Consider the following 25145-nt stretch of genomic DNA (forward strand, 5'->3'; position numbering starts at 1 on the left):
GCTACATGGGCCTGATCGGCGCGACCATCGCCATCGCCGGCCTGTCCGTGACCGTGTGGGCCCACCACATGTACGTCACCGGCGGAGTCCTCCTGCCGTTCTTCTCCTTCATGACGTTCCTCATCGCTGTACCGACAGGCGTGAAGTTCTTCAACTGGATCGGAACGATGTGGAAGGGGTCCTTGTCGTTCGAGACCCCGATGCTCTGGGCCACCGGCTTCCTGATCACCTTCACCTTCGGCGGTCTGACCGGTGTCATCCTGGCCTCGCCGCCGATGGACTTCCACGTCTCGGACTCCTACTTCGTGGTGGCGCACTTCCACTACGTGGTGTTCGGGACGGTCGTGTTCGCGATGTTCTCCGGCTTCCACTTCTGGTGGCCGAAGATGACCGGGAAGATGCTCGACGAACGCCTCGGCAAGATCACGTTCTGGACCCTGTTCATCGGCTTCCACGGCACCTTCCTCGTCCAGCACTGGCTGGGCGCCGAGGGCATGCCGCGCCGGTACGCGGACTACCTCGCGGCGGACGGCTTCACCGCGCTGAACACGATCTCGACGATCAGCTCGTTCCTGCTCGGTCTGTCCGTGCTCCCGTTCCTCTACAACGTGTGGAAGACCGCGAAGTACGGCAAGAAGGTCGAGGTCGACGACCCGTGGGGCTACGGCCGTTCGCTGGAGTGGGCCACGTCCTGCCCGCCCCCGCGCCACAACTTCCTCACCCTGCCGCGGATCCGCAGCGAATCCCCGGCCTTCGACCTGCACCACCCTGAGATCGCTGCGCTCGACCAGCTGGAGAACGCCGGACACGGCGAGAAGGCTCTCGTCGGCGGCAAGGAGGCGGGCAAGTGAAGGTCCAGGGCAAGATGTTCATCTGGCTCGCCGTCTTCGTGCTCGTCATGGCGATCGTCTACGGCGTGTGGTCGAAGGAGCCGGCGGGCACCACGGCGCTCTTCCTGGCCTTCGGCCTGTGCATCATGGTCGGCTACTACCTGGCCTTCACGGCCCGGCGGGTCGACGTGGGCGCCCAGGACAACAAGGAGGCGGACGTCGCGGACGACGCCGGCGAGGTCGGGTTCTTCAGCCCGCACAGCTGGCAGCCGCTCGCGCTGGGCATCGGTGGCGCGCTCCTGTTCCTGAGCGTCGCGATCGGCTGGTGGCTGGCGTACTTCGCGGCCCCGGTGCTGCTGCTCGGCCTGTGGGGCTGGGTCTTCGAGTACTACCGCGGTGAGAACCGCACCCAGTAACACGCTCAGTGCTCAGGGGAGCCCGGACACTCCGTCAGGAGAGTCCGGGCTCCCTCTTTTGCCACACCCTCGTTCCCTCGCACGGATCACCCGCCGCGCCGAGGCCGACGCACGTTCTTAGCGTGAGGGCATGAGGCACTCACCGCGTAACCGCACGGTCGTCAGCTGCACCCTCCTGGTGGCCGCCCTGGGCGCGTCCGCCAGCGCCTGCGGCTCCGACGGCCACCCCCTCTCGGCGAAGCCGTACGACGCGGCTGAGCGGATCTCCTTCGGCGGCTCTGTCGGCGACGGCAAGAAGGCCGACCCGGACAAGCCCCTGGAGGTCACCTCCGACGACTCCGACGACCGCATCACGGACGTCACGGCCGTCGACGCGTCCGGACGCTACGTGGCCGGCGAACTCTCCGCCGACGGCAGCCGCTGGCACAGCACCTCCCCCCTGGCCGCAGGCGCCCGCTACACGGTCCGGGTGAGCACGGAGGACGAGGACGGTGCCCCCGGCCGCGAGACCCGCACCTTCGACACCAGCAGGCCGACCACCAAGAAGCGCCTGAACGTCACCTTCGGCCCGAAGAAGGGCACCTACGGCGTAGGTCAGCCGGTGACGGCCGCACTCAGCGAACCCGTACGGGGAAAGGCGCAGCGCGCGATAGTCGAGCGCGCCCTCAAGGTGGACTCGACTCCCACCACCGAGGGCGCGTGGCACTGGGTGGACGACAAGGAACTCCACTACCGGCCCAAGGAGTACTGGCCCGCCCGGGCCACCGTCCAGGTGCGCAGCAACCTGCCCGGCATCAAGATCGCCGACCGCCTCTGGGGCGGCAAGGCCAAGCCCCTGACGTTCACCACAGGCGACCGGGTCATCGCCGTCACGGACGCGTCGTCCCACGAGATGACCGTCTACAAGAACGACAAGGTGATCAACACCATCCCGGTCACCACGGGCAAGCCCGGCTTCGAGACCCGCAACGGCGTCAAGGTCGTACTCGGCAAGGAGTACTTCGTACAGATGCGCGGCACCAGCATCGGCATAGCCGAGGGCAGCGCCGACTCGTACGACCTGCCGGTCTACTACGCCACCCGGGTGACCTGGAGCGGCGAGTACGTCCACGCCGCCCCCTGGTCCGTGGGCTCCCAGGGTTCCGCCAACGTCAGCCACGGCTGCACCGGCATGAGCACTGCCAACGCCGAGTGGTTCTACGACAACGTTCGGGAAGGCGATGTCGTCAAGGTAGTCAACTCCTACGGCGACACCATGGAATCCTTCGGCAACGGCTTCGGCGACTGGAACCTGAACTGGAAGAAGTGGCAGACCGGCAGCGCCCTCACGACCACTTCTCCAGAGGGCTCAAATCCAGCCAAGCAGGTACGCCTGACCCCGCAGAGCATCTAACGAGGGGCGCGGGTCCCACCTAGGGGCGCGGGGAACTGCGCGACAACCACAGCGCCCCGCACCCGCCGAACAGACCAGTTGAACCGAGCTCCTAGGCGCTCAAGGCCTTCTTGACCCGCAGCAAAGAAGCCAACGCCGACGCGAACTCCACCGGATCCACCGGCAAGGTGACCGCCGCGTCGGCCCGACTCCACGTCGCCAGCCACGCGTCCTGCGGTCGCCCGATCAGCAACAGCACCGGCGGACACTCGAAGACCTCGTCCTTGATCTGCCGGCACATCCCCATGCCCCCCATGGGCACGGCCTCCCCGTCCAGCACACAGACGTCGATCCCGCCCTTGTCCAGTTCCTTGAGGACAGCTGCGGGCGTCGCGCACTCGAGGAACTCGACGACGGGAGCGTCCGGAGCGGGTCGCCGCCCCGTCGCCAACCGCACCTGCTCGCGGGTGTTGGAGTCGTCGCTGTAGACCAGCACCGTGGCGGTCGGCTGCATTGTTCCTCCGAGACATCAGCGTCGTACGGACAGACGGACCGGGTCCGTTGGGCCGGATGCTACTCCTTCGGACCCCCTGTCAGAACCCCGCTCGGACAGCCGTCCGATGGGCCATACGGGCTGGACACACCCCACAGACACCCCGAACGGCACCCCCCGGCGTGAGGGCGGGATAAGCGACCGACATAATGTCGGTCGTGGCGACAGCAACGACAGTAGAAACCGGGCACGCGCACCCGTCGGTCAACCGGCCGAACCTCACCAGCGTCGGAACCATCATCTGGCTGAGTTCCGAGCTGATGTTCTTCGCGGCCCTCTTCGCGATGTACTTCACCCTGCGATCGGTGACAGGTCCGACTCACTGGAAGGAGATGGCGTCAAGCCTGAACTTCCCGTTCTCCGCGGCCAACACCACGATCCTGGTGCTCTCTTCCCTCACCTGCCAGCTCGGCGTGTTCGCCGCCGAGCGCGGTGACGTGAAGAAGCTCCGGATGTGGTTCATCGTCACCTTTGTCATGGGTGCGATCTTCATCGGCGGTCAGGTCTTCGAGTACACCGAGCTGGTCAAGAAGGACGGGCTCTCGCTCTCCTCCGACCCGTACGGCTCGGTGTTCTACCTGACCACCGGCTTCCACGGGATGCACGTGACGGGCGGTCTCATCGCCTTCCTGTTCGTCCTCGGCAGGACGTACGCGGCGAAAAGGTTCACCCATGAGCAGGCGACCGCCGCGATCGTCGTGTCCTACTACTGGCACTTCGTCGACGTCGTCTGGATCGGGCTCTTCGCCACGATCTACATGATCAAGTAGCCGGGCCCGCCCGATCCTCACATCGGGTCCTGCCCGACACCTCCAGAAGACTCGACGCTGAAGATCCTCACACCGGGGTAATCCGTGAAAAAGCTCTCCGCACGACGACGCCATCCGATGGCGGCGGTCGTCGTCCTACTCATCGCGCTGGCGGCCATCGGGGGGCTGTACTCCGCTGTCGCGCCTACGGGCCAGGCGAAGGCCGATGAAACCGCCCAGTCCCTCACCATCACGGAGGGGCAGCGGCTGTACTCCGTGGGCTGCGCCAGTTGCCACGGCACCGGCGGCAAGGGGTCCTCCGACGGCCCGAGCCTGGTGGGCGTGGGCGCCGCGGCGGTCGACTTCCAGGTGGCGACCGGCCGCATGCCGGCCGCGACCTCGCAGGGCGCGCAGATCCCGAAGAAGAAGAACATCTACTCGCAGGCCCAGATCGACCAGCTCGCGACGTACATCGCGTCGCTGGGCGCCGGTCCGTCCGTGCCGACCGAGGAGCAATACGGCCCCGACGGCGCGGACATCGCCAAGGGCGGCGAGCTCTTCCGCACCAACTGCGCCCAGTGCCACAACTTCACCGGCAAGGGCGGTGCGCTCACGCACGGCAAGTTCGCCCCGGACCTTGAGGGTGTCGACCCGAAGCACATCTACGAGGCCATGCAGACCGGCCCGCAGAACATGCCGTCCTTCCCCGACACGACGCTGTCGGAGAAGAACAAGAAGGACATCATCGCGTACCTCGACGCGGTCAACGGCGAGGACACCGTGGAGCCCGGCGGCCTCGGCCTGGGCGGTCTCGGACCGGTCAGTGAAGGCCTGTTCGCCTGGATCTTCGGCCTCGGAGCGCTCATCGCGGTCGCCGTTTGGGTCGCCGCTCGGACCGCAAAGGCCAAGAAGTCATGAGTAGCCAAGACATTCCAGAAGAGAACCTGCCCGCTGAGCAGGAGTCCGAGCACGGCGTAGCGGGCGTCGCGGACGAGAAGAACCCGTTCGCGGACCCGGGGCTGCCGCCCCACGAACACCGCGTCCAGGACATCGACGAGCGGGCCGCCAAGCGGTCCGAGCGTGCGGTCGCCTTCATGTTCACGCTGTCGATGGCGGCCACCGTCGCCTTCATCGCCTCGTACGTGGCGATCCCGCACGACAAGGCGATCTTCGTCTTCCCGATCGGGCACATCAACGCGCTGAACTTCGCGCTGGGCGTGTCCCTCGGGGTGGCGCTCTTCGCGATCGGCGCGGGCGCGGTCCACTGGGCCCGCACCCTGATGTCCGACGAGGAGCTCATCGCCGAGCGCCACGAGATCGCGGCGCCGCCCGAGGTCAAGGCTCAGGTCCTGGCCGACTTCAAGCAGGGCGCCAAGGAGTCGGCGATCGGCCGGCGCAAGCTGGTCCGCAACACGATGTTCGGCGCGCTGGCCCTGTTCCCGCTGTCCGGCGTCATGCTGCTGCGCGACCTCGGCACGCTGCCGGGGACGAGCCTCCGCCACACGATGTGGCGCAAGGGCCTGCTGCTCGTCAACATGAACACGAACGAGCCGCTCCGCGCCTCGGACATCGCGGTCGGTTCGCTCACCTTCGCCAAGCCCGAGGGCCTGGAGGAGGACGACCACGAGTTCCAGACCGAGATCGCCAAGGCCGCCCTGATGATCGTCCGTATCCAGCCGGACAACATCAAGGACAAGCGCGAGCTCGAGTGGTCCCACGAGGGCATCGTGGCGTACTCGAAGATCTGCACCCACGTCGGTTGCCCGATCTCCCTGTACGAGCAGCAGACGCACCACGTGCTCTGCCCCTGTCACCAGTCCACCTTCGACCTCTCCGACGGCGCCCGGGTGATCTTCGGCCCCGCCGGTCACGCCCTGCCGCAGCTGCGCATCGGCGTGAACGACGAGGGCTACCTTGAGGCGCTCGGCGACTTCTCCGAGCCCGTCGGTCCTGCCTTCTGGGAGCGCGGATGAGTACTACGGCAAAAACGGACACGCGTTCGTCGCGCGAGAAGGCGCCCGCCGGTGAGCGGGTCGCCGACTGGGCCGACGGCCGGCTGGGGATCTACGGCCTGGCCAAGGCCAACATGCGCAAGATCTTCCCCGACCACTGGTCGTTCATGCTCGGCGAAGTCTGCATGTACAGCTTCATCATCATCATCCTCACGGGTGTGTACCTGACGCTGTTCTTCCACCCGTCGATGAACGAGGTGGAGTACCACGGCAGCTACATCCCGCTGCAGGGCCAGCTGATGTCCGAGGCGTTCAACTCGACCATGCACATCTCCTTCGATGTGCGCGGTGGTCTGCTGATCCGGCAGATCCACCACTGGGCGGCGCTGATCTTCCTCGCCGGCATGTTCGTGCACATGATGCGCGTGTTCTTCACGGGTGCGTTCCGCAAGCCCCGTGAGGTCAACTGGCTGTTCGGGTTCCTGCTGTTCGTCCTGGGCATGTTCACCGGGTTCACCGGCTACTCGCTCCCTGACGACCTGCTCTCCGGCACCGGTGTGCGCTTCATGGAGGGCGCGGTCCTGTCCGTGCCGGTCGTGGGCACGTACCTGTCGTTCTTCCTGTTCGGCGGAGAGTTCCCCGGCGGCGACTTCGTGGCCCGGTTCTACTCGATCCACGTACTGCTGCTGCCGGGCATCATGCTCGGCCTGATGGTGGCGCACCTGATCCTGGTCTTCTACCACAAGCACACGCAGTTCGCGGGCCCCGGAAAGACGAACAACAACGTCGTCGGCATGCCGCTGCTGCCGGTCTACATGGCCAAGGCCGGAGGCTTCTTCTTCCTGGTCTTCGGTGTCATCGCGTTCATCGCGGCCATCGCCTCGATCAACCCGATCTGGGCGATGGGCCCCTACCGTCCGGATCAGGTGTCGACCGGTGCCCAGCCCGACTGGTACATGGGCTTCTCCGAGGGTCTGATCCGTGTCATGCCCGGCTGGGAGATCAACTTCTGGGGTCACACGCTCGTCCTGGGCGTGTTCATCCCGCTGATCATCTTCCCGCTGGTCCTGGTCGCGATCGCGGTCTACCCGTTCGTCGAGTCCTGGGTCACCGGCGACAAGAGCGAGCACCACATCCTGGACCGCCCGCGCAACGCGCCGACTCGTACGGCTTTCGGCGTCGCGTGGATCACCTGGTACATGGTGCTGCTGATCGGCGGTGGAAACGACCTCTGGGCCACGCACTTCCATCTGTCGATCAACGCGATCACCTGGTTCGTACGGGTGGCGTTCTTCGTCGCCCCGGTCCTCGCGTTCATCGCCACCAAGCGGATCTGCCTCGGCCTCCAGCGCCGCGACAGGGACAAGGTGCTGCACGGCCGCGAGTCGGGCATCATCAAGCGCCTGCCGCACGGTGAGTTCATCGAGGTGCACGAGCCGCTCAGCCAGGAGGCACTGCACACGCTCACCGCGCACGAGCAGTACGAGCCGGCCATGATCGGCGCGACGGTCGACGAGAACGGTGTCGAGCGCAAGGTGAAGGGCGCGGAGAAGCTGCGCGCCAAGCTCAGCAAGTCGTACTACGGCGAGGACAGCCAGATCGCCAAGCCGACAACCGAGGAGTACAAGGAGATCACGAGCGGCCACGGCCACCACTGATCACCTCGCTTCGCCACACACGGTAGAACGGCAGAAGGGCCCCGTCCGTACATCGGACGGGGCCCTTCGCCATGCCGCCGGGCTGGATAGGGTGTTCCCATTCCCACCAGAAGTCCCCGCGGAGTACCGCCGGGACCGATCCAGGAGCGGCAGATGAGCGCTGTGAACCCCGCCGGAGGCGATACCGCGGCGGTCCGTTCCTGGCCCCGCGTGCTGAACGGCCTGCTCGACGGCCATGACCTGAGCGCCGCCGACACCGCCTGGGCGATGAACCTGATCATGGGTGGCGAGGCGACCGACGCACAGATCGCCGGGTTCGTGGTGGCGCTGCGGGCCAAGGGCGAGACCGTCGAGGAGATCTCCGGGTTCGTCCAGGCGATGTACGAGCACGCCAACGTGATCGAGGTGCCGGGGCCGACCGTCGACATCGTCGGCACCGGTGGCGACGGCGCCAACACGGTGAACATCTCCACCATGTCGGCGATCGTCATCGCCGGTACCGGTGCCAAGGTCGTCAAGCACGGCAACCGGGCGGCCTCCTCGGCCTCCGGGGCATCGGACGTGCTGGGGCAGCTCGGGGTCAATCTGGAGCTGACGCCCAAGCGGGTGGCCGAGGTGGCGGAGGAAGCCGGGATCACCTTCTGCTTCGCGGCCAAGTTTCATCCGGCGATGCGTCATGTGGGCGCCGCACGCGGCCAGTTGGGCATCAGGACGGTCTTCAACATCCTGGGCCCGCTGACCAACCCGGCCAAGGTCATGGCGCAGGCGGTCGGGGTCGCCGATCCCCGGATGGCCCCCATCGTCGCCGGTGTCTTCGCCGAGCGCGGCAACTCGTCCCTGGTGTTCCGGGGCGACGACGGCCTCGACGAGCTGACGATCACCGCCACGTCCCGGGTGTGGGTCGTCCGGGACGGCAAGGTGACGGAGGAGGCCTTCGACCCGCGCGACGTCGGCATCGAACTGGTCCCGGTCGAGGCCCTGCGCGGTGGGGACGCCGCCTACAACGCGGCGGTCGCCCGGCGGCTGCTGGACGGCGAGACCGGGCCGGTACGGGATGCCGTGCTGCTCAACTCGGCGGCGGCGCTGGTGGCGCTGGACCCGGGGCCGGGCTCGCTGGCCGAGCAGATCGGCGCCGGAATGGTGAAGGCGGCGGAATCCGTCGACTCCGGGGCGGCGAAGCGGACGCTGGAGCGTTGGGCGGCGGCCACCAACGCGTAGCCGGTTCCCGCCTGTTCCCTGATGGGCGTCCCGCGATCCGGACACGGGTTGCGGGGCGTCGATCACTTCGGTTACGTTCTGTGCCAGGTCATGAGTGACAGTCATGAGGCCCCGGCCGACTGTCCGGCAACCCTCCGTCCGTGGCGGGGTGCCCCGGGATGAAGACCAGGCCGTAGGCAGCAAGGCTTACGGCAAGCGCGGGCCCCTCTCGACACCAGGGGTCCTGGTCGTTCGAGGGAGTCTTCCGTGAGCAAGCGAATGCGATAGGGCTGTCGAGCCCCGCCTCCACGCACCCTTTTCACCTTCGTCCTGTGCTGAGCCCTCTCTGCTCGCACAGCGATTTCATCTGCCTCTCACGGGAGTTCGCCATGTCTGTCTCCACCGTTGCCGCTGACCGGACTGTTTGCTGTGACATTTCGGGGCCACTGCCCGTTCTGGGACGAGATGTCACCGTCCCGCTCGTCACCGGTGGCGAGGTCACCTACGCCGCGCTCGACTACGCCGCCAGCGCCCCCGCGCTCCAGCGGGTCTGGGACGACGTGGCCGCCTACGCGCCCTACTACGGCAGCGTGCACCGGGGGGCCGGCTACCTCTCCCAGCTGTCGACGGACCTCTTCGAGAACGCCCGCAGGACGGTCACCGAGTTCCTGGACTGCCGCGCCGGCGACCAGCTGATCTTCACCCGGTCCACCACCGACTCCCTCAATCTCCTCGCCGCGGCCCTCCCCGCCGGTTGTCAGGTCTTCGTCTTCGAGACCGAGCACCACGCCTCCCTGCTGCCCTGGCGGGATTCCCAGGTCACCTACCTCAACGCCCCGCGCACCCCGCAGCAGGCCGTGGCCACCCTTCAGGAGGCCCTCGCCGCCCGCGACCCTCAGGGTCCGGCCCTCGTCTGCGTCACCGGCGCCTCGAATGTCACCGGCGAGCTGTGGCCCGTACGGGAGCTGGCCGCCGCCGCCCACGCGCATGGCGCCCGCATCGTCCTCGACGCCGCCCAGCTCGCCCCGCACCACCCCGTCTCCGTCCAGGACCTGGACGTCGACTGGGTCGCCTTCTCCGGCCACAAGCTGTACGCGCCCTTCGGCTCCGGTGTCCTGGCCGGCCGCGCCGACTGGCTGCGCGCCGCCGACCCGTACCTCGCCGGTGGCGGCGCCAGCCGCAAGGTCACGCGGCGCACGGACGGGGGAGTGGACGTGGAGTGGCACGACACCGCCGCCCGGCACGAGGCCGGCTCGCCGAACGTCATCGGCGCCTACTCGATCGCCGCGGCCTGTAACGCTCTCACCGAGGCCGGCTTCGACACCCTCGTGGCCCGGGAGCAGCATCTGATCGACACCGTGCGGGCGGGACTGGCCGAGGTGCCCGAGGTCAGGGTTCTCTCGCTGTTCGGTGACGACGCTCCGCGCGTCGGCGTCATCTCGTTCGTCGTCGAGGGCTGGAACAGCTCGCACTTCGCCGCGGCGCTGTCCGCCGAGTACGGGATCGGGGTGCGGGACGGGCTGTTCTGCGCGCACCCGCTGGTCCGGACGCTGCTGGGCAGTGACCCGCAGACCCAGGGGGAGTGCGGGGCCCCCGAGGCCGCTCCCGGTGAGAAGTCGCTCAACGCGATTCGGGTGAGCTTTGGTGCGGGGACGCCCGACGAGCACGTCGAGCGGTTCGTGGGTGCCGTGAAGGAGCTTGTGCGGGACGGGGCTCGGTGGCAGTACCGGACCGAGGACGGGCGCTGCGTGCCGGCGGTCTGAGGTGCAGGGTTTTCCTCGCCCCCGCTGCCCCTACCCGCCCCATCCCGGGGGCTCTGCCCCCGGACCCCCGCTCCTCAAACGCCGGAGGGGCTGGATTTCCGGGCTGAGCGTCAGCTGTCCAGGCCGATCGCGAACGCCGCTTCCAGGTCGTGCTGGGAGTACGTACGGAACGCCACGTGGGTGTCCGTCGCCTCCACGCCCGGGATCTTGCTGATGCTGCCGGGGATGATTTCCGCCAGGTCCTCGTGGGCCTTGACGCGGACCATCGCGATCAGGTCGTAGGTGCCGGTGACGGAGAAGACCTCGCTCACGCTGTCCAGCGCGGCGATCGACTCCGCGATCTCCGGAATCCGGTCCACGCTGGTCTTGATGAGCACGATCGCGGTGATCACGGCTGGTTCTCTCCCTCGGTGGCCGTCGCTGGGGCGGGCCTCACTCTAGTCGTACGGCGATATCGCACCCACGCGTAGGCGAAGCCCAGCCCGAACCCCACCACGTGCGCCAGATAGGCCACCCCGGGGCCGGAGGACGCCCGGCCCGCCGCCACCCACTGGAGGGCCGCCCAGAAGGGCAGGGTCAGCCAGGCCGGGAAGCGCAGCGGGAGGAAGAAGAGGAACGGGAAGAGGCTCGTGACGCGGGCGCCGGGGAACAGGTACAGGAACGCGCCCAGGATCGCCGAGATCGCGCCGGACGCCCCCACCAGTGTCTGCTGCGAGCCGGCGTTGGCCGCGGCGTACCCCAGCAGGGCGAGGTAACCGCAGCCGACGTAGAAGAGGGCGAACTCCAGGTGGCCGAGGCGTTCCTCCGTCATCGCGCCGAAGACGTAGAGGAAGAGCATGTTGCCCAGCAGGTGGACCCAGCTGCCGTGCACGAACAGTGCCGTGGCAGGAGTGAGCGTGGCCCTCGGGGCGCCGGTGAAGAGGTCGGCCGGGACCACGCCCCAGCGGCGGAAGTAGGCCCGCTGGGCGGCCAGCAGGGCGTCCCCGGTGCCGTACCCGGGGTTCAGGCCCGAGGCGGGGCCGATGACGAAGAGCAGGCAGCAGACGGCGATCAGCCCGTACGTCACCGGCGCCGACTGGGCGCGGACCGATCTGCGGACCGCAGTACGCCACTTTTCGAACTCGCCGATCATGGACACAGAGCATGACGTAACGGGACCGAACAGTGCAGACCGCCTCGCCGCTGTGGACGGACGGGCGGCGGGTACCCGCCAGGCCTTAGGGTTACGAGCCACACGCGCCAGGGAAACTTGCGCAGCACGGATACTAGAAGGAAAGCGAACATATCCACGATGACGGTTCCTCTGCCTACCGACTCGACCCGGTGGCGCTGTGCTCTCTGCGGCAACCTCACGCGTTTCGACGTGACCCGCTCCTCCAAGGTCGTGGAGTACGTGCACCTCGACCTCGCCGGAGACCCGAAGGTGGAGGAGCGCGAGGTGGTCAGTGAGACCATCGAGTCGGTGCGCTGCCGTTGGTGCAACGCCGTGGATCAGGTGGAACTCGTGGACAGGCCGGGCGCCGGCTCCTGACAGGAGCAGGCCCCGCACCGGAATCGGTTGGGGTGACGGATGGTGGAGACCACAGGCGGGGAGCCGGGCGACGGCGCCGCCGAGGTGCTCGACCGCCCGCTGCCCGACGGCGTGCGCAGGCGCGTCGTACAGATCGTCTCGGACGGGTTCGGCGGGCTCACCGTGGCCGAGCTTCCCGCCCAGCTCAGGCAGTACGCGCGGTTCGCGCCGAACCGGCGGGCAAAGTTCGCCGGCAACGCGATGGCGTCCGCGCTGGAGGCCGACACGCTGTTCCGGCAGCGCATCGGCGAGAAGCTCAGGGAGGCCCAGCCGGAGCTGGCCGGGGCACTCGACGCCGGTTCGCCGCCCCCGGCCGCCGATCCGCTGGACGTGGCCGCCGCGGCCTATGTGCTGCGCCCCACGGGCTGGGTGAAGCTCGTCACCGCGGCCGGTGAGGAGGCGCAGCGCGCCGACGCCGAGCGTGCCGACGAGGAGAGCCGGGCCGAACTGGACCGGCTGCGCGAGGAGTTGACCGCGGCCCGGGATCACACCCGTACCGAGACCGAGCGGCTGCGTACGGAGCTGGAGTCGGCGAAGAAGGAAGCCGAATCGCTTCACCGCAAGCTGCGCGCCGCCCTCAGCGACGTCAAACGCGGCGAGGCGGCCCTGCGCAAGGTGCACGCCGAGATGGAGACCCTGCGCACCGAGGGGCACACGCAGGTCTCCGGGGCCGAGAGCGAGGCCCGGCGGCTCAAGGGGCGGCTGACCGAGGTCGAGGCCGCCCTGGAGGCCAGCAGACGCGCCGCCCGGGAGGGGCGCAGCGTCGAGGACATGCGGGTACGGCTGTTGCTGGACACCGTGCTGGAGGCGGCCCAGGGACTGCGGCGGGAGCTGGCGCTGCCGCCGGTGTCGGTGCGGCCGGCCGAGACCGTGGACGCGGTCGAGCCGGGGCGGATGACACCGAAGGACATCGCAGCCCGTGCGCTGTCCGAGAACGATCCGGCGATTCTCGACCAGTTGCTCGCGCTGCCGCAGGCGCATCTGGTCGTCGACGGCTACAACGTGACGAAGACCGGCTACCCGCAGATGCCGTTGGAGAAGCAGCGGCTGCGCCTGCTGGGGCAGCTGTCGCAGCTCGCCGCGCAGACCGGGGCCGAGGTCACCTGTGTCTTCGACGGGGCCGAGCTGGCCGCTCCGGTGCTGCTGGCGCCGCCGCGCGGGGTGCGGGTGCTGTTCTCCAAAGCCGGTATCAGCGCCGACGAGCTGATCCGTCAACTGGTGCGCGCGGAGCCGCCCGGTCGGCCGGTCATCGTCGTGTCGACGGACCGGGAGGTGGCCGACGGGATCGCCAAGGCGGGTGCCCGGCCGGTGGCTTCGGTGGTGCTGCTGAAGCGGTTCTCGCGCGGCTGACAGCAGCCGCCGACCTTCGGCAACATACGGGCGCAATGACCGAATTGGCGGAAGTGTCACGCAACGTAGCGTCAATCGAGCATTGCTGTATGTGTGTTGTGTGTAAAAAATGCGATGAGTGACAAACATTTTTCGCGTCAGGATTTGAACTGATCACAAGAAGGTCACTAGGGTCAGGCCTCGAACCTCCGCTCGGGTGATCGCTCAAAGGGAGTGACAGCGGGAGAAGAAGGAGTTCGCCTCCGTGGCGTCCCATCGTCGACCGAAGCAGCCGAGCCGCACCCGCGTGACCGTGCTCACCACCGCCGCGGCTGCCGCCGTGGCCCTCAGCGCCAACGCCGCCAACGCAGCGCCGAGCGAGAAGCCGAGCAAGGACGAGGTCAAGGCCAAGGTCGACAAGCTCTACGAGCAGGCGGAGCAGGCCACCGAGAAGCTCAACGGGGCCGAGGAGAAGCAGGACCGGCTGGAGAAGGAGATCTCCACCCTCCAGGACAACGTCGCCCGCGGCCAGGAAGAGCTCAACGAGCTGCGCGACGGCCTCGGACTCGCCGCCGCCGCCCAGTACCGCACCGGCAGCATCGACCCCTCCGTGCAGCTCTTCCTCTCCGCCGACCCGGACGACTACCTCGACAAGGCGTCGACGATGGACCAGCTGAGCGCTCAGCAGGTCGAGTCGCTCAAGAAGGTCCAGGAGAAGCAGCGCGCGCTCGCCCAGCAGCGCTCCGAGGCCGGCGAGAAGCTCGAGGACCTCGCGGACACCCGCACCGAGCTGGCCAAGAAGAAGAAGGAAGTCCAGAGCAGGCTCGCCGAGGCCCAGAAGCTCCTCAACTCGATGACGGCAGCGGAGAAGGCGGCCATCGCCGCCGCCGACGCCCGCGCCAGCCGGGCCAGCGAGCGCTCCGCCCTCAGCAGTTCGAGCACCGGCGATTCGGGCTCGGCCGTCACGGGCCGCGCCGGTTCCGCGTACGCCGCCGCCCAGAGCAAGATCGGCTCGCCGTACGTCTACGGTGCCTCCGGCCCCGGCTCCTTCGACTGCTCGGGCCTCACCTCGTGGGCGTTCGCCCAGGCCGGCATCTCCATACCCCGGACCTCGCAGGCGCAGGCCAACGCCGGTACGCGCATCTACTCGCAGAGCGATCTCCAGGTCGGTGACCTGGTCATCTTCTACGGCGACATGCACCACGTCGGCTTCTACGCCGGCAACGGCCAGGTCCTGCACGCGCCGCGCAGCGGCACGGTCGTGCGGTACGAGTCGATCGACAACATGCCGTTCCAGTTCGGCGTACGGATCTGATCTGCTCGTCGACGGATCGGATCGTCGTACTCCTTCCGGGTCTGTTCAAGATCGGGACACGTTGACGCCCGAACGGGCGAATCCCGACACCGTCCGCTGACCCCGCGCCCCGCCGATGACCTGCGTCATAGGCGGGGCGTCACCGTGTGTGGCCATTGAGGTCCTTGGCCCACGTGTAGTCGCACGGCTACTGTCTGGCGCGCCCCCAACACCGGGGGAGCACATGCGTCCGCCAGCGGAAGGAGTGCGGCTTCTCGTGGGGTTCCATCGCCGCCTTGCACCGTCCGGGTTCGACCGGGGAGCCAGCGCCGCAGGCGCCGCCCTCACCGTGTTGTCCGCCGCAGCCGCGGCTCTCGGCGCCGCCGTGCCGTCGGCCAGCGCCGCGCCGACCGACCACACCCGGGCCGAGGTGGACCGGCTCTACGCGGCGGCGGAGAAGGCCACCGAGTCCTACAACCGGGCCGACGAGCGTGCCGACGCGCTGCGCGAGCAGGTGACCCTGGCGCAGGACCGGATCGCCCGGCAGCAGCTGCGCATCAACACCATGCGGGAGACGCTCGGTTCGCTCGCGGGCGCCCAGTACCGGGCCGGGGGCCTGGACCCCTCGCTCGCGCTGCTGTTCTCCGACAACCCGGACGAGTACCTGGAGAAGGCCGCCGCGCTCGACCGGATCAACGTCCACCAGGCCGGTGAGCTCAGGGAACTCGAGGCGGCCATGCGGGAACTCGCCCAGGAGCGCACGGAGGCCACCGGCAAGCTGGCCGAGCTCGACCGCAGCCGCAAGGCGGTCGCCGTGCACAAGCGGACCGTCGAACAGAAGCTGGCGAAGGCGCGGGCCCTGCTCAACTCGCTGCCGTCCGCCGACCGGGCCGCCTACGACAGGGCCTCCCGGTCCGACCGCACCGACCTGCCCGACCCCGGCAACGCCCCCGCGCCGAGCGGCCGTGCGGCAGCCGCCGTCGCCGCGGCCCGGGCGGCGCTGGGCAGTCCGTACGTCTGGGGCTCCAACGGGCCCTCCGGCTTCGACTGTTCGGGCCTGATGCAGTGGTCGTACGCGAAGGCCGGGGTCGCCCTGCCGCGCACCTCGCAGGCCCAGCGGTACGCCGGGCAGCAGGTCCCGCTCTCCCAGGCCCAGCCCGGCGACCTGGTCACCTACCGGTCCGATGCCAGCCATGTCGGGATGTACGTGGGCAACGGGCAGGTGATCCACGCGCCCTATCCGGGCGCGCCGGTGCGGTACGACCCGGTGGGCATGATGCCCGTCTCGTCGGTCACCAGGGTCTGAGCGGAGTCTGATCGGGGGTCCGAACGTCCGGGGCGTCACCTTCCCTGAACTTTCTGACAATCGGCCCGTACGATCGTCGGCGTGGCTGGTCGAAGGCGTGGGCGGGGTGTGTGGTGGGGAGCGGCGCTCTGGCTGCTGCTCGGCGCGCTCGTCTCCCTCGTCGCGTGCGGCGGTGGCCGGTCGGCGGCCGACACCGCCTCCGCCGACGTACGACGGCTGCTGGACCGGCGGGCCGAGGCCGTCCTGGCCGGGGACGAACCGGCGTACGCGCGGACCGGTGTGCCGGCGGAGTTCCACCGGCTGGGCGCGCTCCCGCTGGCGGCCTGGTCGTACCGTCTGACCGCCCTGCACCGCACCGACGGCGACGGGGCCACCGCCGACGTGGAGCTGAGCTACCGCGTCGAGGGCGTCGACAAGGCGCCCGTGCGGGTCGGGCGCACGCTGAGCCTCACCGAGCGGGACGGCGGGCAGTGGTACGTCGACGACGACGAGCCCGCGCGGAAGACCGGCCAGCAGTTGTGGGACCAGGGGACCGTACGGGCCGTGAGCGGGGCGCACAGCCTGGTCCTGGGGGTCGGGCAGTCACCGGAGTCCCTGCGCCGCTACGCGGCCCTCGCCGACCGTGCCGTGCCCGCCGTGACGGATGCGTGGGGCGGGGCGTGGACGAAGCGGGTAGTGGTCCTCGTACCGAAGTCGCTGGACGGGATGGCGGGGCTGCTCGGGTCTCCGGCCTCCGCCTACCGGGGGATCGCGGCCGTCACGACCGGGGAGGTCGGAGGGTCGGCCAAGGCGCCGGCGGACCGGATCATCGTCAACCCCGAGGCGTACGGCGTGCTCGGTGACTTCGGCAAGCAGGTCGTGCTCACCCACGAGACCACACACGTGGCGACCCGTACCGCCACCACGGCCGCCACGCCCCTGTGGCTCTCCGAGGGGTACGCGGACTGGGTCGGCTACCGGTCCACGGGCCGTACGGCCGTCCAGGCGGCGCCCGAACTGGCCCGCGCGGTGGCCTCGGGCGAGGTGCCGGAAGCGCTGCCCGAGGACGCGGACTTCGGCTTCGGCGGGGACGCGGCGAAGCTGGCCCAGGCGTACGAGGGCGGCTGGCTGGCGTGCCGGATGATCGCCGACCGGTGGGGCGAGGTGCGGCTCGGTGAGTTCTACCGGGCCGTGGGGGCGCACGGGGAGCGGGCGGGGGCCGTCGAGGGGGCCCTGGGGAAGGTGCTGGCGACGACGCCCGCCGAGTTCACGGGGTTGTGGCGGGAGTATCTCCGCGATCAGCTCGGCTGATTCTGCCTGGCGCGGGTGGCCTGATCGGGCAGCGGAGGGAGCTGGGCCCGGGGCGGGGCCGTCGTGCGCCACAGCTCCAGGGCCGCCGTGAGGGCCGCGACGACCAGGAGGCCGTTGCGGGTGAACAGGAGGGCCATGCCGTAGGCGTCGCTGGCGACCACGTGTCCGAAGCCGATCGGGAACTCCAGGACCGTCACCAGGCAGGCGACGACGACCAGGGCGGCGGGCAGGGTCATCGGGCTGGCCCGGAAGCAGAGACAGACGGCGGCGAGGCCGACCAGCCACACCATGTACTGCGGGCTGATCACCCGGCTGGTCACGCTGAACAGCAGCACCGCCACGAAGGCGGCGTCCGCGAGGGTGTGCGGCAGGAAGCGGGTGGCACGCAGCCGCCACAGCAGGAGCCAGCCGAAGGCGGCGACGGTCAGCAGCAGCGCCACCGTGCTCACCGTCCGCACGTACGGGCCGAGGAACTCGATCGAGCCGTAGTTCAGCGCGACTTGTCCCGCCCAGCCGAAGTGCCGGCCGGCATGGAAGACGAGGGCGCCCAGCGACTCCACCTCGGTGCCCCGGCCGCCCTGGAAGGTCAGGAAGGCGAAGGCGCCGGGCATGGCCACCGCGAACAGCGACGCCAGCGCGGCCACTGTCACGGCCGCCGAGGCCCACGCACGCCGCTGTACGGCCCCCACCAGCAGCAGGGCGGGCCAGACCTTCAGCAGCGCCCCGAAGCCCGCCAGTGCCCCCATGAGGCGCGGATGCCGGGCTCCGGCGAGCAGCGCGGCCACCGCCACGGCGGTCACCATCACGTCGTAACGGGCGTACACGGTCGGGCCCAGCAGCGGTACGCCCACCACCCACACCCAGGCGCCGCGCGGCGTCCGGCCGGGGCGCAGGCCCGCGTGGAGGAGGAGGGACAGGGTGGCGAAGTCGGCGAGGAGGGCCAGCACGAAGAACGCCGACGCGTAGTCCAGGAACGGCAGGGCGCCGGGGGAGAGGATCGCGAGGGCGGCGGCGGGCGGGTACTGCCAGGTGACGTCGGCCAGCGGGAAGCTGCCGTCGCGCAGCACCTCGTACCAGCCGTGGTAGATCACCGAGACGTCGCTCGTGACGTCCGGGCCCGGGAAGACGAACACCTTGAACACGAACAGCAGCAGAAGCAGCCGGGTCAGGCCCCAGACGCCCAGCAGTGCCACGGGGGGCCGCAGCCGCCCTCCGCCCGCGATGTCCACGTGAATCCCTGTCCGTTCCTCGTGGCTGGTTCTTCTGGTTCCTTGTGGCTGATTCATGGTGCGTCAACCGGTGGGCGGCCATGATCTCCCGCTCGACTGTGCGAACGCCATCAAGCGGGGCCGGACACCTGTGAGGGTTCTGGGAGGGTCTGGGAGACGGTTCGGTAGGGTCGGCGGCGTGCACAAGACCCTGATCGTGACGAACGACTTCCCGCCCCGTCCGGGGGGTATCCAGGCCTTCCTGCACAACATGGCGTTGCGGCTCGACCCCGACCGGGTCGTCGTCTACGCCTCCACCTGGAAGCGCGGCCCGGAGGGCGCCCGGGCCACGGCCGCCTTCGACGCCGAGCAGCCCTTCACCGTCGTACGGGACCGGACGAGGATGCTGCTGCCGACGCCCGCGGTCACCGGGCGGGCCGCCCTGCTGCTGCGTGAACACGGCTGTACGTCGGTGTGGTTCGGGGCGGCGGCGCCGCTCGGGCTGATGGCGCCGGCCCTGCGGAAGGCGGGTGCCGAGCGGCTGGTGGCGACGACCCACGGTCACGAGGCCGGGTGGGCGCAGCTGCCTGCGGCGCGTCAACTGCTGCGCAGGATCGGCGAGTCGACGGACACGATCACCTATCTGGGCGAGTACACGCGGTCGCGGATCGCCTCCGCGCTGACTCCCCGGGCGGCCCGGCGGATGGTCCAACTGCCGCCCGGGGTCGACGAGAAGACCTTCCACCCGGAGTCGGGGGGCGCCGCGGTCCGCGCCCGGCTCGGGCTCACCGACCGGCCCGTGGTCGTGTGCGTCTCGCGGCTGGTCCCGCGCAAGGGGCAGGACACGCTGATCCTGGCGATGCCCCGCATCCTCGCGGTCGAGCCGGAGACGGTCCTGCTGATCGTCGGCGGCGGGCCCTACGGGCGGGAGCTGCGCAAGCTGGCGCACGAGACCGGCGTCGCCGACTCGGTCCGCTTCACCGGGCCGGTGCCCTGGGCCGAGCTGCCCGCCCACTACGGCGCCGGTGACGTCTTCGCGATGCCGTGCCGGACGCGCCGGGGCGGCCTCGACGTCGAGGGGCTCGGGATCGTGTACCTGGAGGCGTCCGCGACGGGGCTGCCGGTGGTCGCCGGTGACTCGGGGGGCGCGCCGGACGCGGTCCTGGACGGCGAGACCGGCTGGGTGGTGCGCGGCACCTCCGTGGAGGAGGCCGCCGACCGGATCACCGTCCTGCTGGGCGACGCCGAACTGCGCGCCCGGATGGGCGAACGGGGACGGGCCTGGGTCGAGGAGAAGTGGCGCTGGGACCTGCTGGCGGAGGAGCTGAAGGCGCTGCTGTGACGGCAAACGTTCCCTGCTTTTGAACATGTGCAGGTACGCACCTACTAGGCGGAACCCAATATTCCGCCGATGCTGCGCCCATGACAGAAAAGCTGATACACCGTCAGTTGATGCAGCATCAGCTGACGAGACGTCAAATACTGGGCATGGCCGCCTTCCAGACGGCCGCCGCCCTCGGATTCACCCGCGTCGGCCTCCAGTCCGCCCAGGCCGTCGAACCCGCCGCCGTCGAGTCCGCCCCCGCCATCGTCATCGGCTCCGGATACGGCGGCGCGGTCGCCGCCCTCCGCCTCGGCCAGGCCGGCATCCGCACCCTCGTCATCGAGATGGGCCGCCTCTGGAACACGGCGGGCCCCGACGGCAAGATCTTCTGCTCCACCGCCGCCCCCGACAAGCGCTCCATGTGGTTCAAGACCCGCACCGAGGCGCCGCTGGCCAGCTTCCTGTGGCTGGACGTCGTCAACAGGGACATCTCCCTCTACCCCGGCGCCCTGGACCGCGTGCACTACAACGACATGTCCGTGTTCCTCGGCCGCGGGGTCGGCGGCGGTTCGCTGGTCAACGGCAGCATGGCGGTCACCCCGCTCCAGTCGTACTTCGCCGAGCAGTTCCCCAACGTCAACGCCTCCGAGATGTACGGGACCTACTTCCCGCGGGCCCGCGCCATGCTCGGCGTCAACAGTGTCGACCCCGCCTGGTTCGAGTCCACGGAGTGGTACCGCTTCACCCGGATCTCCCGCAAGCACGCCCAGAACACCGGCCTGAAGACCACCTTCGTACCGAGCGTCTACGACTTCGACTACATGCAGCGCGAGGCGGCCGGCACGGCGACCAAGTCCGCGCTCGGCCAGGAGGTCATCTACGGCAACAACTACGGCAAGCGCAGCCTCGACAAGACGTATCTCGCCTCGGCGCTCGGCACCGGCAACGTCACCATCACCACCATGGAGCGGGTCAGGGCGATCACCCGGGCCGCCGACGGGACCTACGTCCTGACCGCCGACCGGATCGACGACACCGGCGCGGTCGTCCAGACCAAGCAGTACGGGTGCACCTATCTGTTCCTCGGCGGCGGCAGCGTCGGAACCACCGAACTCCTCGTCCGGGCCCGGGAGACGGGCGCGCTGCCCGCGCTCGACGCCAGTGTCGGGACCGGCTGGGGCACCAACGGCAACGTGATGCTCGGGCGTGCCAACCACCTGTGGGACACGGTCGGGGCGAACCAGTCGACGATGCCGGTCATGGGCATCGACGACTGGGCCAACACCGACAACCCCGTGTTCGCCGAGATCGCCCCGCTGCCGACGGGGTTGGAGCACTGGGTGAGTCTCTATCTGGCGATCACCAAGAACCCGCAGCGGGCGTCGTTCACCTACGACGCGGCGACCGACTCGGCGCGGCTCGGCTGGAGCGCCGCCCAGAGCGCGGTGTCCGTCGCCATGGCCAAGAAGCTGTTCGACCGGATCAACGCGGCCAACAACACCATCTACCGGTACGACCTGTTCGGCACCGGCAACAAGGTGTTCGCCGACGACTTCACCTACCACCCGCTGGGTGGCTGCGTGTTGGGCAAGGCGACCGACAACTACGGCCGAGTGAAGGGGTATTCGAAGCTGTACATCACCGACGGCTCGCTGGTGCCCGGCTCGATCGGGGTGAACCCGTTCGTGACGATCACCGCGCTCGCGGAACGGACGATGGCGCGGGTCCTCGCCGAGGACACCGCGCCATGACCCGACTCCGGTACCAACTCCTGTACTAACTCTGGTAGATAGCCTCGATCTCGTCCGCGTAGTCCTTCGCCACCACATTGCGCTTGAGCTTCAGGGACGGCGTCAGGTGGCCCGACTCCTCGGTGAACTGGGAGGCCAGAATGCGGAACTTCCGCACCGATTCCGCTTTCGACACCGCGGCGTTGCCGTCGTCGACCGCGCCCTGGATCGCCGCGAGGAGATCCGGGTCGTGGGCGAGCGACACCGCGGTGGACCCGGCCGGCTTGCCGTGCTCGTCGGCCCAACGGCCCAGGAACTCCTCGTCGATGGTGACCAGCGCGCCCACGAACGGCCGCCCGTCGCCCACCACCATGCACTCCCCGACCAGCGCGTGCGCGCGGATACGGTCCTCGATCACGGCCGGGGCGACGTTCTTGCCGCCCGCCGTGACGATGATCTCCTTCTTGCGGCCGGTGATGCTCAGGTAGCCGTCCTCGTCGAGCGTGCCGATGTCGCCGGTGTGGAACCAGCCGTCGGCCAGCGCCTCCTCGGTCGCGCCCGGGTTGTTCCAGTACTCCTTGAACAGGTGCTCGCCGTGCAGCAGCACCTCGCCGTCGTCGGCGATGCGCACCACCGAGCCGGGCAGCGGCTGGCCGACCGAGCCGATCTTCTGCCGGTCCCAGGGGTTGAACGTGGTGGCGGCACAGGACTCGGTGAGGCCGTAGCCCTCCAGCACCGTGAAGCCGATCCCGCGGAAGAAGTGCCCGAGCCGCTCACCGAGCGGGGCGCCGCCGGAGATGGCGTACTCGCCCTTGCCGCCGAGGACGTTCCGCAGCTTGCTGTAGACCAACCGGTCGAAGACCTTGTGCTTGAACTTCAGGCCGACCGACGGACCGGACGGCTCGTCCAGGGCACGGCTGTACGCGATGGCCGTGTCGGCGGCCTTGTCGAAGATCTTGCCCTTGCCGTCCGCCTGCGCCTTGGCCCGGGCCGAGTTGTAGACCTTCTCGAAGACCCGCGGCACACCGAGGATCAACGTCGGCCGGAACGCGGCCAGTTCGTCGGTGAGGTTCTTGATGTCCGGGACGGTGCCCAGCTTGATCGGCGCCATCATCGGCGCGATCTGCACAAGCCGCCCGAAGACGTGCGCGAGCGGCAGGAAGAGGAGGACCGAGCACTCGCCGGTCCGGAACAGGGGCCGCAGCCGCTCGACGACGTTCCCGCACTCGGCGAAGAAGCTGCGGTGCGTGAGCACACAGCCCTTGGGCCGGCCGGTCGTACCGCTCGTGTACACGATGGTCGCCGGGTCGTCGGCCTTCGTCCGCGCTCCGCGTTCCTCGACGGTCGCGTCGCTGACGTCCTGGCCGGCCCGCCCCAGCTCCTCCACCGCGCCGGCGTCGATCTGCCAGACGTGCTTCAGCTCGGGCAGCCGGTCGCGCACCGACGCCACGGAGGCCGCGTGGCCGTCCAGCTCCACGATGATCGCGGTGGCCCCCGAGTCACTGAGGATCCACTGCACCTGCTCGGCGGAGCTGGTCTCGTACACGGGTACTGTCACCGCGCCCGCGCACCAGATCGCGAAGTCGAACAGGGTCCACTCGTACCGCGTACGGGACATCAGGGCGACCCGGTCGCCCTGCGCGACCCCGGAGGCGATGAGGCCCTTCGCGGCGGCGTGCACCTCGGCCAGGAAGGCCGTTGCCGTCACGTCCTGCCAGGCGCCGCCCACCTTGCGGGCGATGACGGCGACATCCGGATGCTGCGCGGCGTTTCGGCGCACGATGTCGGTCAGATTTCCGTCCGCGGGGACCTCGTACAAAGCCGGAAGGCTGAACTCGCGCAAGACTGCTGCTCCTCATAGGGCGCCGGCGCCACGACGTTGTGCGATGCGACGGTGCGGTCCATGGCTCGGGCAAGTACTCACGGATCCTGTAGTTGAATCCTGAGCACGACTGGACTGCCCGGACGTTACCCGCCGGTATGGCTCCTACGACAGGGGGGTCCGCCGAGATGTTCGCGGCGTCACACGGGTTGGTGTCTTTTACGCACAGTAGTGCACGGTTTTCTTGACTGCCCAGTAACCGTGAGCGACCCCCCTGTCCTGTTCACCCATGCCACACACGCCTACTCTTGATCGCCATGGCACCCACACCGCGGGGCAACCCACAGGAGAAGAGGACGCGCGTTCATGTGGTCAGCGACGTGCACGGCAACGTGCGTGACCTGGCCGTGGCCGGTGCGGGCGCGGACGCCCTGATCTGTCTGGGCGACCTGGTCCTCTTCCTCGACTACGCCGACCACTCGCGCGGCATCTTCCCCGACCTGTTCGGCGCCGAGAACGCGAGCCGTCTCGTGGCCCTTCGCACCGCCCGCCGCTTCGAGGAGGCGCGCGAGCTCGGGGCCCGGCTGTGGGCGGGCATCGGCATGGACCGGGCGACGGCCATCGAGAAGGCGGTACGCAAGCAGTACGCCGAACTGTTCGCCGCGTTCCCGACACCGACGTACGCCACCTACGGCAACGTCGACATGCCGACGCTGTGGTCGGAGTACGCCGGCCCGGGCACCCATGTCCTGGACGGGGAGCGGGTGGAGATCGGGGGCCGCACCTTCGGCTTCGTCGGCGGGGGGTTGAGGACACCCATGCACACGCCGTACGAGATCAGCGACGAGGAGTACGCGGCGAAGATCGAGGCGGTCGGCGAGGTCGACGTGCTGTGCACACACATCCCGCCGGAGATCCCGGAATTGGTGTACGACACGGTCGCGCGCCGTTTCGAACGCGGCAGCCGTGCCCTCCTGGACGCGATCCGGCGCACGCGCCCCCGGTACGCGCTCTTCGGCCATGTCCACCAGCCGCTGGCCCGGCGGATGCGGATCGGCGCCACGGAGTGCGTGAACGTGGGGCACTTCGCGGGGAGCGGGCAGCCGTGGGTGCTCGAATGGTGACTTCGGCGACCCCGTTGCCCGCGCTGCCACCGGGTCCTGGTGGCAACGGCCTCCCCTGCGCGGGGTAGCCTTCACGCTGCACATACGTGCGCACCGTCCCTCCCTCACCGGACCGCATCTGGAGGAGCCACTTCGATGGCGGAATTCACCAGTTCGAGCATCACGATCGAGGCTGCACCGAACGAGGTGATGGCGGTGATCGCCGACTTCGCCCGCTACCCGGACTGGACCGGCGAGGTGAAGGAGGCTCAGGTCCTGAAGACCGACGCCCAGGGCCGCGCCGAGCAGGTCCGCCTCGTCATGGACGCCGGCGCGATCAAGGACGACCAGACCCTCGGCTACACCTGGACCGGTGAACACGAGGTCTCGTGGACCCTGGTCAAGTCGCAGATGCTGCGTGCCCTGGACGGCTCGTACATCCTGAAGGCGGCGGGCGCCGGAGCGACCGAGGTCACCTACCAGCTGACGGTCGACGTCAAGATCCCGATGCTGGGCATGATCAAGCGCAAGGCGGAGAAGGTCATCATCGACCGCGCGCTGGCGGGGCTGAAGAAGCGCGTGGAGGAACCCAAGTAGTTTCTCGCCCCCGCCGCCCCTACCCGTCCCATCCTTCTGGGGCTCCGCCCCAGACCCCGCTCCTCAAACGCCGGAGGGGCTG

General features: G+C 69.3%; 23 protein-coding genes and 1 riboswitch. Of the genes, 18 read left to right on the plus strand and 5 right to left on the minus strand.

The genetic code is table 11. The features are described from left to right. From G3I56_RS25160 to G3I56_RS25170, 3 genes are all read left to right on the plus strand, one after another. Positions 1 to 851: cbb3-type cytochrome c oxidase subunit I (locus G3I56_RS25160; protein WP_203690616.1), on the plus strand; the 851-nt coding region annotated here is incomplete at its 5' end. Continuing rightward, entirely contained in the window at positions 848 to 1246 is a 399-nt protein-coding gene (locus tag G3I56_RS25165) for a cytochrome c oxidase subunit 4 (RefSeq protein ID WP_164412665.1), read from the plus strand. The genes G3I56_RS25160 and G3I56_RS25165, both read left to right, overlap by 4 nt. A gap of 130 nt (positions 1247 to 1376) precedes the next feature. Continuing rightward, the gene (locus G3I56_RS25170) at positions 1377 to 2639 is read left to right on the plus strand and encodes an Ig-like domain-containing protein (protein ID WP_164412667.1); all 1263 of its coding nucleotides are present in this window, start codon (positions 1377 to 1379) and stop codon (positions 2637 to 2639) included. A 91-nt stretch (positions 2640 to 2730) separates the two neighbouring features. Here the strand turns inward: G3I56_RS25170 and G3I56_RS25175 are convergent, their stop codons facing one another. Continuing rightward, the gene (locus tag G3I56_RS25175; protein ID WP_164412669.1) at positions 2731 to 3132 is read right to left on the minus strand and encodes a hypothetical protein; all 402 of its coding nucleotides are present in this window, start codon (positions 3130 to 3132) and stop codon (positions 2731 to 2733) included. Between the two features lie 188 nt (positions 3133 to 3320). Here G3I56_RS25175 and G3I56_RS25180 point away from each other — a divergent pair, with 188 nt between their 5' ends. From G3I56_RS25180 to G3I56_RS25205, 6 genes are all read left to right on the plus strand, one after another. Beyond that, on the plus strand, positions 3321 to 3941 hold the full coding sequence (locus tag G3I56_RS25180; RefSeq protein ID WP_164412671.1) for a heme-copper oxidase subunit III: 621 nt from the start codon (positions 3321 to 3323) through the stop codon (positions 3939 to 3941). An 84-nt stretch (positions 3942 to 4025) separates the two neighbouring features. After that, positions 4026 to 4838: a c-type cytochrome gene (locus G3I56_RS25185; protein ID WP_164412673.1), complete on the plus strand. Its 813-nt coding sequence runs from the start codon at positions 4026 to 4028 to the stop codon at positions 4836 to 4838. Beyond that, complete coding sequence (locus G3I56_RS25190) at positions 4835 to 5893, plus strand: Rieske 2Fe-2S domain-containing protein (RefSeq protein ID WP_164412675.1); 1059 nt, start codon at positions 4835 to 4837, stop codon at positions 5891 to 5893. Before G3I56_RS25185 ends, G3I56_RS25190 begins: the two co-directional genes overlap by 4 nt. After that, positions 5890 to 7530, plus strand: a complete 1641-nt coding sequence (locus tag G3I56_RS25195; protein ID WP_164412677.1) for a cytochrome bc complex cytochrome b subunit — start codon at positions 5890 to 5892, stop codon at positions 7528 to 7530. The genes G3I56_RS25190 and G3I56_RS25195 overlap by 4 nt, the downstream gene beginning before the upstream one ends. Positions 7531 to 7683: 153 nt before the next feature. Continuing rightward, entirely contained in the window at positions 7684 to 8748 is a 1065-nt protein-coding gene (trpD, locus tag G3I56_RS25200; protein WP_164412679.1) for an anthranilate phosphoribosyltransferase, read from the plus strand. 86 nt (positions 8749 to 8834) lie between these two features. After that, a riboswitch (SAM riboswitch) is annotated at positions 8835 to 8952 on the plus strand. Positions 8953 to 9116: 164 nt separating this feature from the next. Continuing rightward, positions 9117 to 10490, plus strand: a complete 1374-nt coding sequence (locus G3I56_RS25205; RefSeq protein ID WP_164412681.1) for an aminotransferase class V-fold PLP-dependent enzyme — start codon at positions 9117 to 9119, stop codon at positions 10488 to 10490. A gap of 110 nt (positions 10491 to 10600) precedes the next feature. Here the strand turns inward: G3I56_RS25205 and G3I56_RS25210 are convergent, their stop codons facing one another. Both G3I56_RS25210 and G3I56_RS25215 read right to left on the minus strand, forming a co-directional pair. Continuing rightward, entirely contained in the window at positions 10601 to 10882 is a 282-nt protein-coding gene (locus G3I56_RS25210; protein WP_164314487.1) for an Lrp/AsnC ligand binding domain-containing protein, read from the minus strand. Then, a complete protein-coding gene (locus tag G3I56_RS25215; RefSeq protein WP_164412683.1) occupies positions 10879 to 11622 on the minus strand; it encodes a rhomboid family intramembrane serine protease in 744 nt (247 codons plus the stop codon). The genes G3I56_RS25210 and G3I56_RS25215 overlap by 4 nt, the downstream gene beginning before the upstream one ends. Before the next feature lie 159 nt (positions 11623 to 11781). Between G3I56_RS25215 and G3I56_RS25220 the strand changes: the two genes are divergently transcribed. The 5 genes from G3I56_RS25220 to G3I56_RS25240 all read left to right on the plus strand — a co-directional run bounded on the left by G3I56_RS25220 (position 11782) and on the right by G3I56_RS25240 (position 17279). After that, positions 11782 to 12021 (plus strand): hypothetical protein, encoded by a 240-nt coding sequence (locus G3I56_RS25220; protein ID WP_164314491.1) that lies wholly within the window; start codon positions 11782 to 11784, stop codon positions 12019 to 12021. 39 nt (positions 12022 to 12060) lie between these two features. Then, positions 12061 to 13410: an NYN domain-containing protein gene (locus tag G3I56_RS25225; RefSeq protein WP_164412685.1), complete on the plus strand. Its 1350-nt coding sequence runs from the start codon at positions 12061 to 12063 to the stop codon at positions 13408 to 13410. Positions 13411 to 13654: 244 nt separating this feature from the next. Next, positions 13655 to 14704 (plus strand): NlpC/P60 family protein, encoded by a 1050-nt coding sequence (locus tag G3I56_RS25230; RefSeq protein WP_164412687.1) that lies wholly within the window; start codon positions 13655 to 13657, stop codon positions 14702 to 14704. Positions 14705 to 14960: 256 nt separating this feature from the next. Continuing rightward, positions 14961 to 15989, plus strand: coding sequence for a C40 family peptidase (locus G3I56_RS25235; protein ID WP_164412689.1), 1029 nt, complete (start codon positions 14961 to 14963; stop codon positions 15987 to 15989). Between the two features lie 81 nt (positions 15990 to 16070). Continuing rightward, positions 16071 to 17279 carry a hypothetical protein gene (locus G3I56_RS25240; protein WP_343240047.1) on the plus strand — a complete coding sequence of 403 codons (1209 nt, stop codon included), beginning with the start codon at positions 16071 to 16073 and terminating at the stop codon, positions 17277 to 17279. Here the strand turns inward: G3I56_RS25240 and G3I56_RS25245 are convergent. Then, on the minus strand, positions 17267 to 18508 hold the full coding sequence (locus tag G3I56_RS25245) for a glycosyltransferase family 87 protein (protein ID WP_343240048.1): 1242 nt from the start codon (positions 18506 to 18508) through the stop codon (positions 17267 to 17269). The genes G3I56_RS25240 and G3I56_RS25245 overlap by 13 nt on opposite strands. A gap of 178 nt (positions 18509 to 18686) precedes the next feature. On the opposite strand from G3I56_RS25245, the gene G3I56_RS25250 reads away from it, so the two are divergent. Together G3I56_RS25250 and G3I56_RS25255 are read left to right on the plus strand one after the other, a co-directional pair. Next, positions 18687 to 19829, plus strand: a complete 1143-nt coding sequence (locus tag G3I56_RS25250; RefSeq protein WP_164412693.1) for a glycosyltransferase family 4 protein — start codon at positions 18687 to 18689, stop codon at positions 19827 to 19829. Positions 19830 to 19975: 146 nt separating this feature from the next. Continuing rightward, entirely contained in the window at positions 19976 to 21562 is a 1587-nt protein-coding gene (locus tag G3I56_RS25255; RefSeq protein WP_164412695.1) for a GMC oxidoreductase, read from the plus strand. Between the two features lie 25 nt (positions 21563 to 21587). On the opposite strand, the gene G3I56_RS25260 is transcribed toward G3I56_RS25255, so the two are convergent. Further along, a complete protein-coding gene (locus tag G3I56_RS25260) occupies positions 21588 to 23384 on the minus strand; it encodes an AMP-dependent synthetase/ligase (RefSeq protein ID WP_164412697.1) in 1797 nt (598 codons plus the stop codon). Between the two features lie 296 nt (positions 23385 to 23680). On the opposite strand from G3I56_RS25260, the gene G3I56_RS25265 reads away from it, so the two are divergent. Further along, positions 23681 to 24487: a metallophosphoesterase gene (locus tag G3I56_RS25265; protein ID WP_164412699.1), complete on the plus strand. Its 807-nt coding sequence runs from the start codon at positions 23681 to 23683 to the stop codon at positions 24485 to 24487. Positions 24488 to 24622: 135 nt separating this feature from the next. After that, positions 24623 to 25063 carry an SRPBCC family protein gene (locus tag G3I56_RS25270; protein ID WP_164314504.1) on the plus strand — a complete coding sequence of 147 codons (441 nt, stop codon included), beginning with the start codon at positions 24623 to 24625 and terminating at the stop codon, positions 25061 to 25063. Positions 25064 to 25145 lie beyond the last annotated feature (82 nt).

Source organism: Streptomyces sp. SID12488 (assembly GCF_010548275.1).
Lineage (GTDB): Bacteria > Actinomycetota > Actinomycetes > Streptomycetales > Streptomycetaceae > Streptomyces.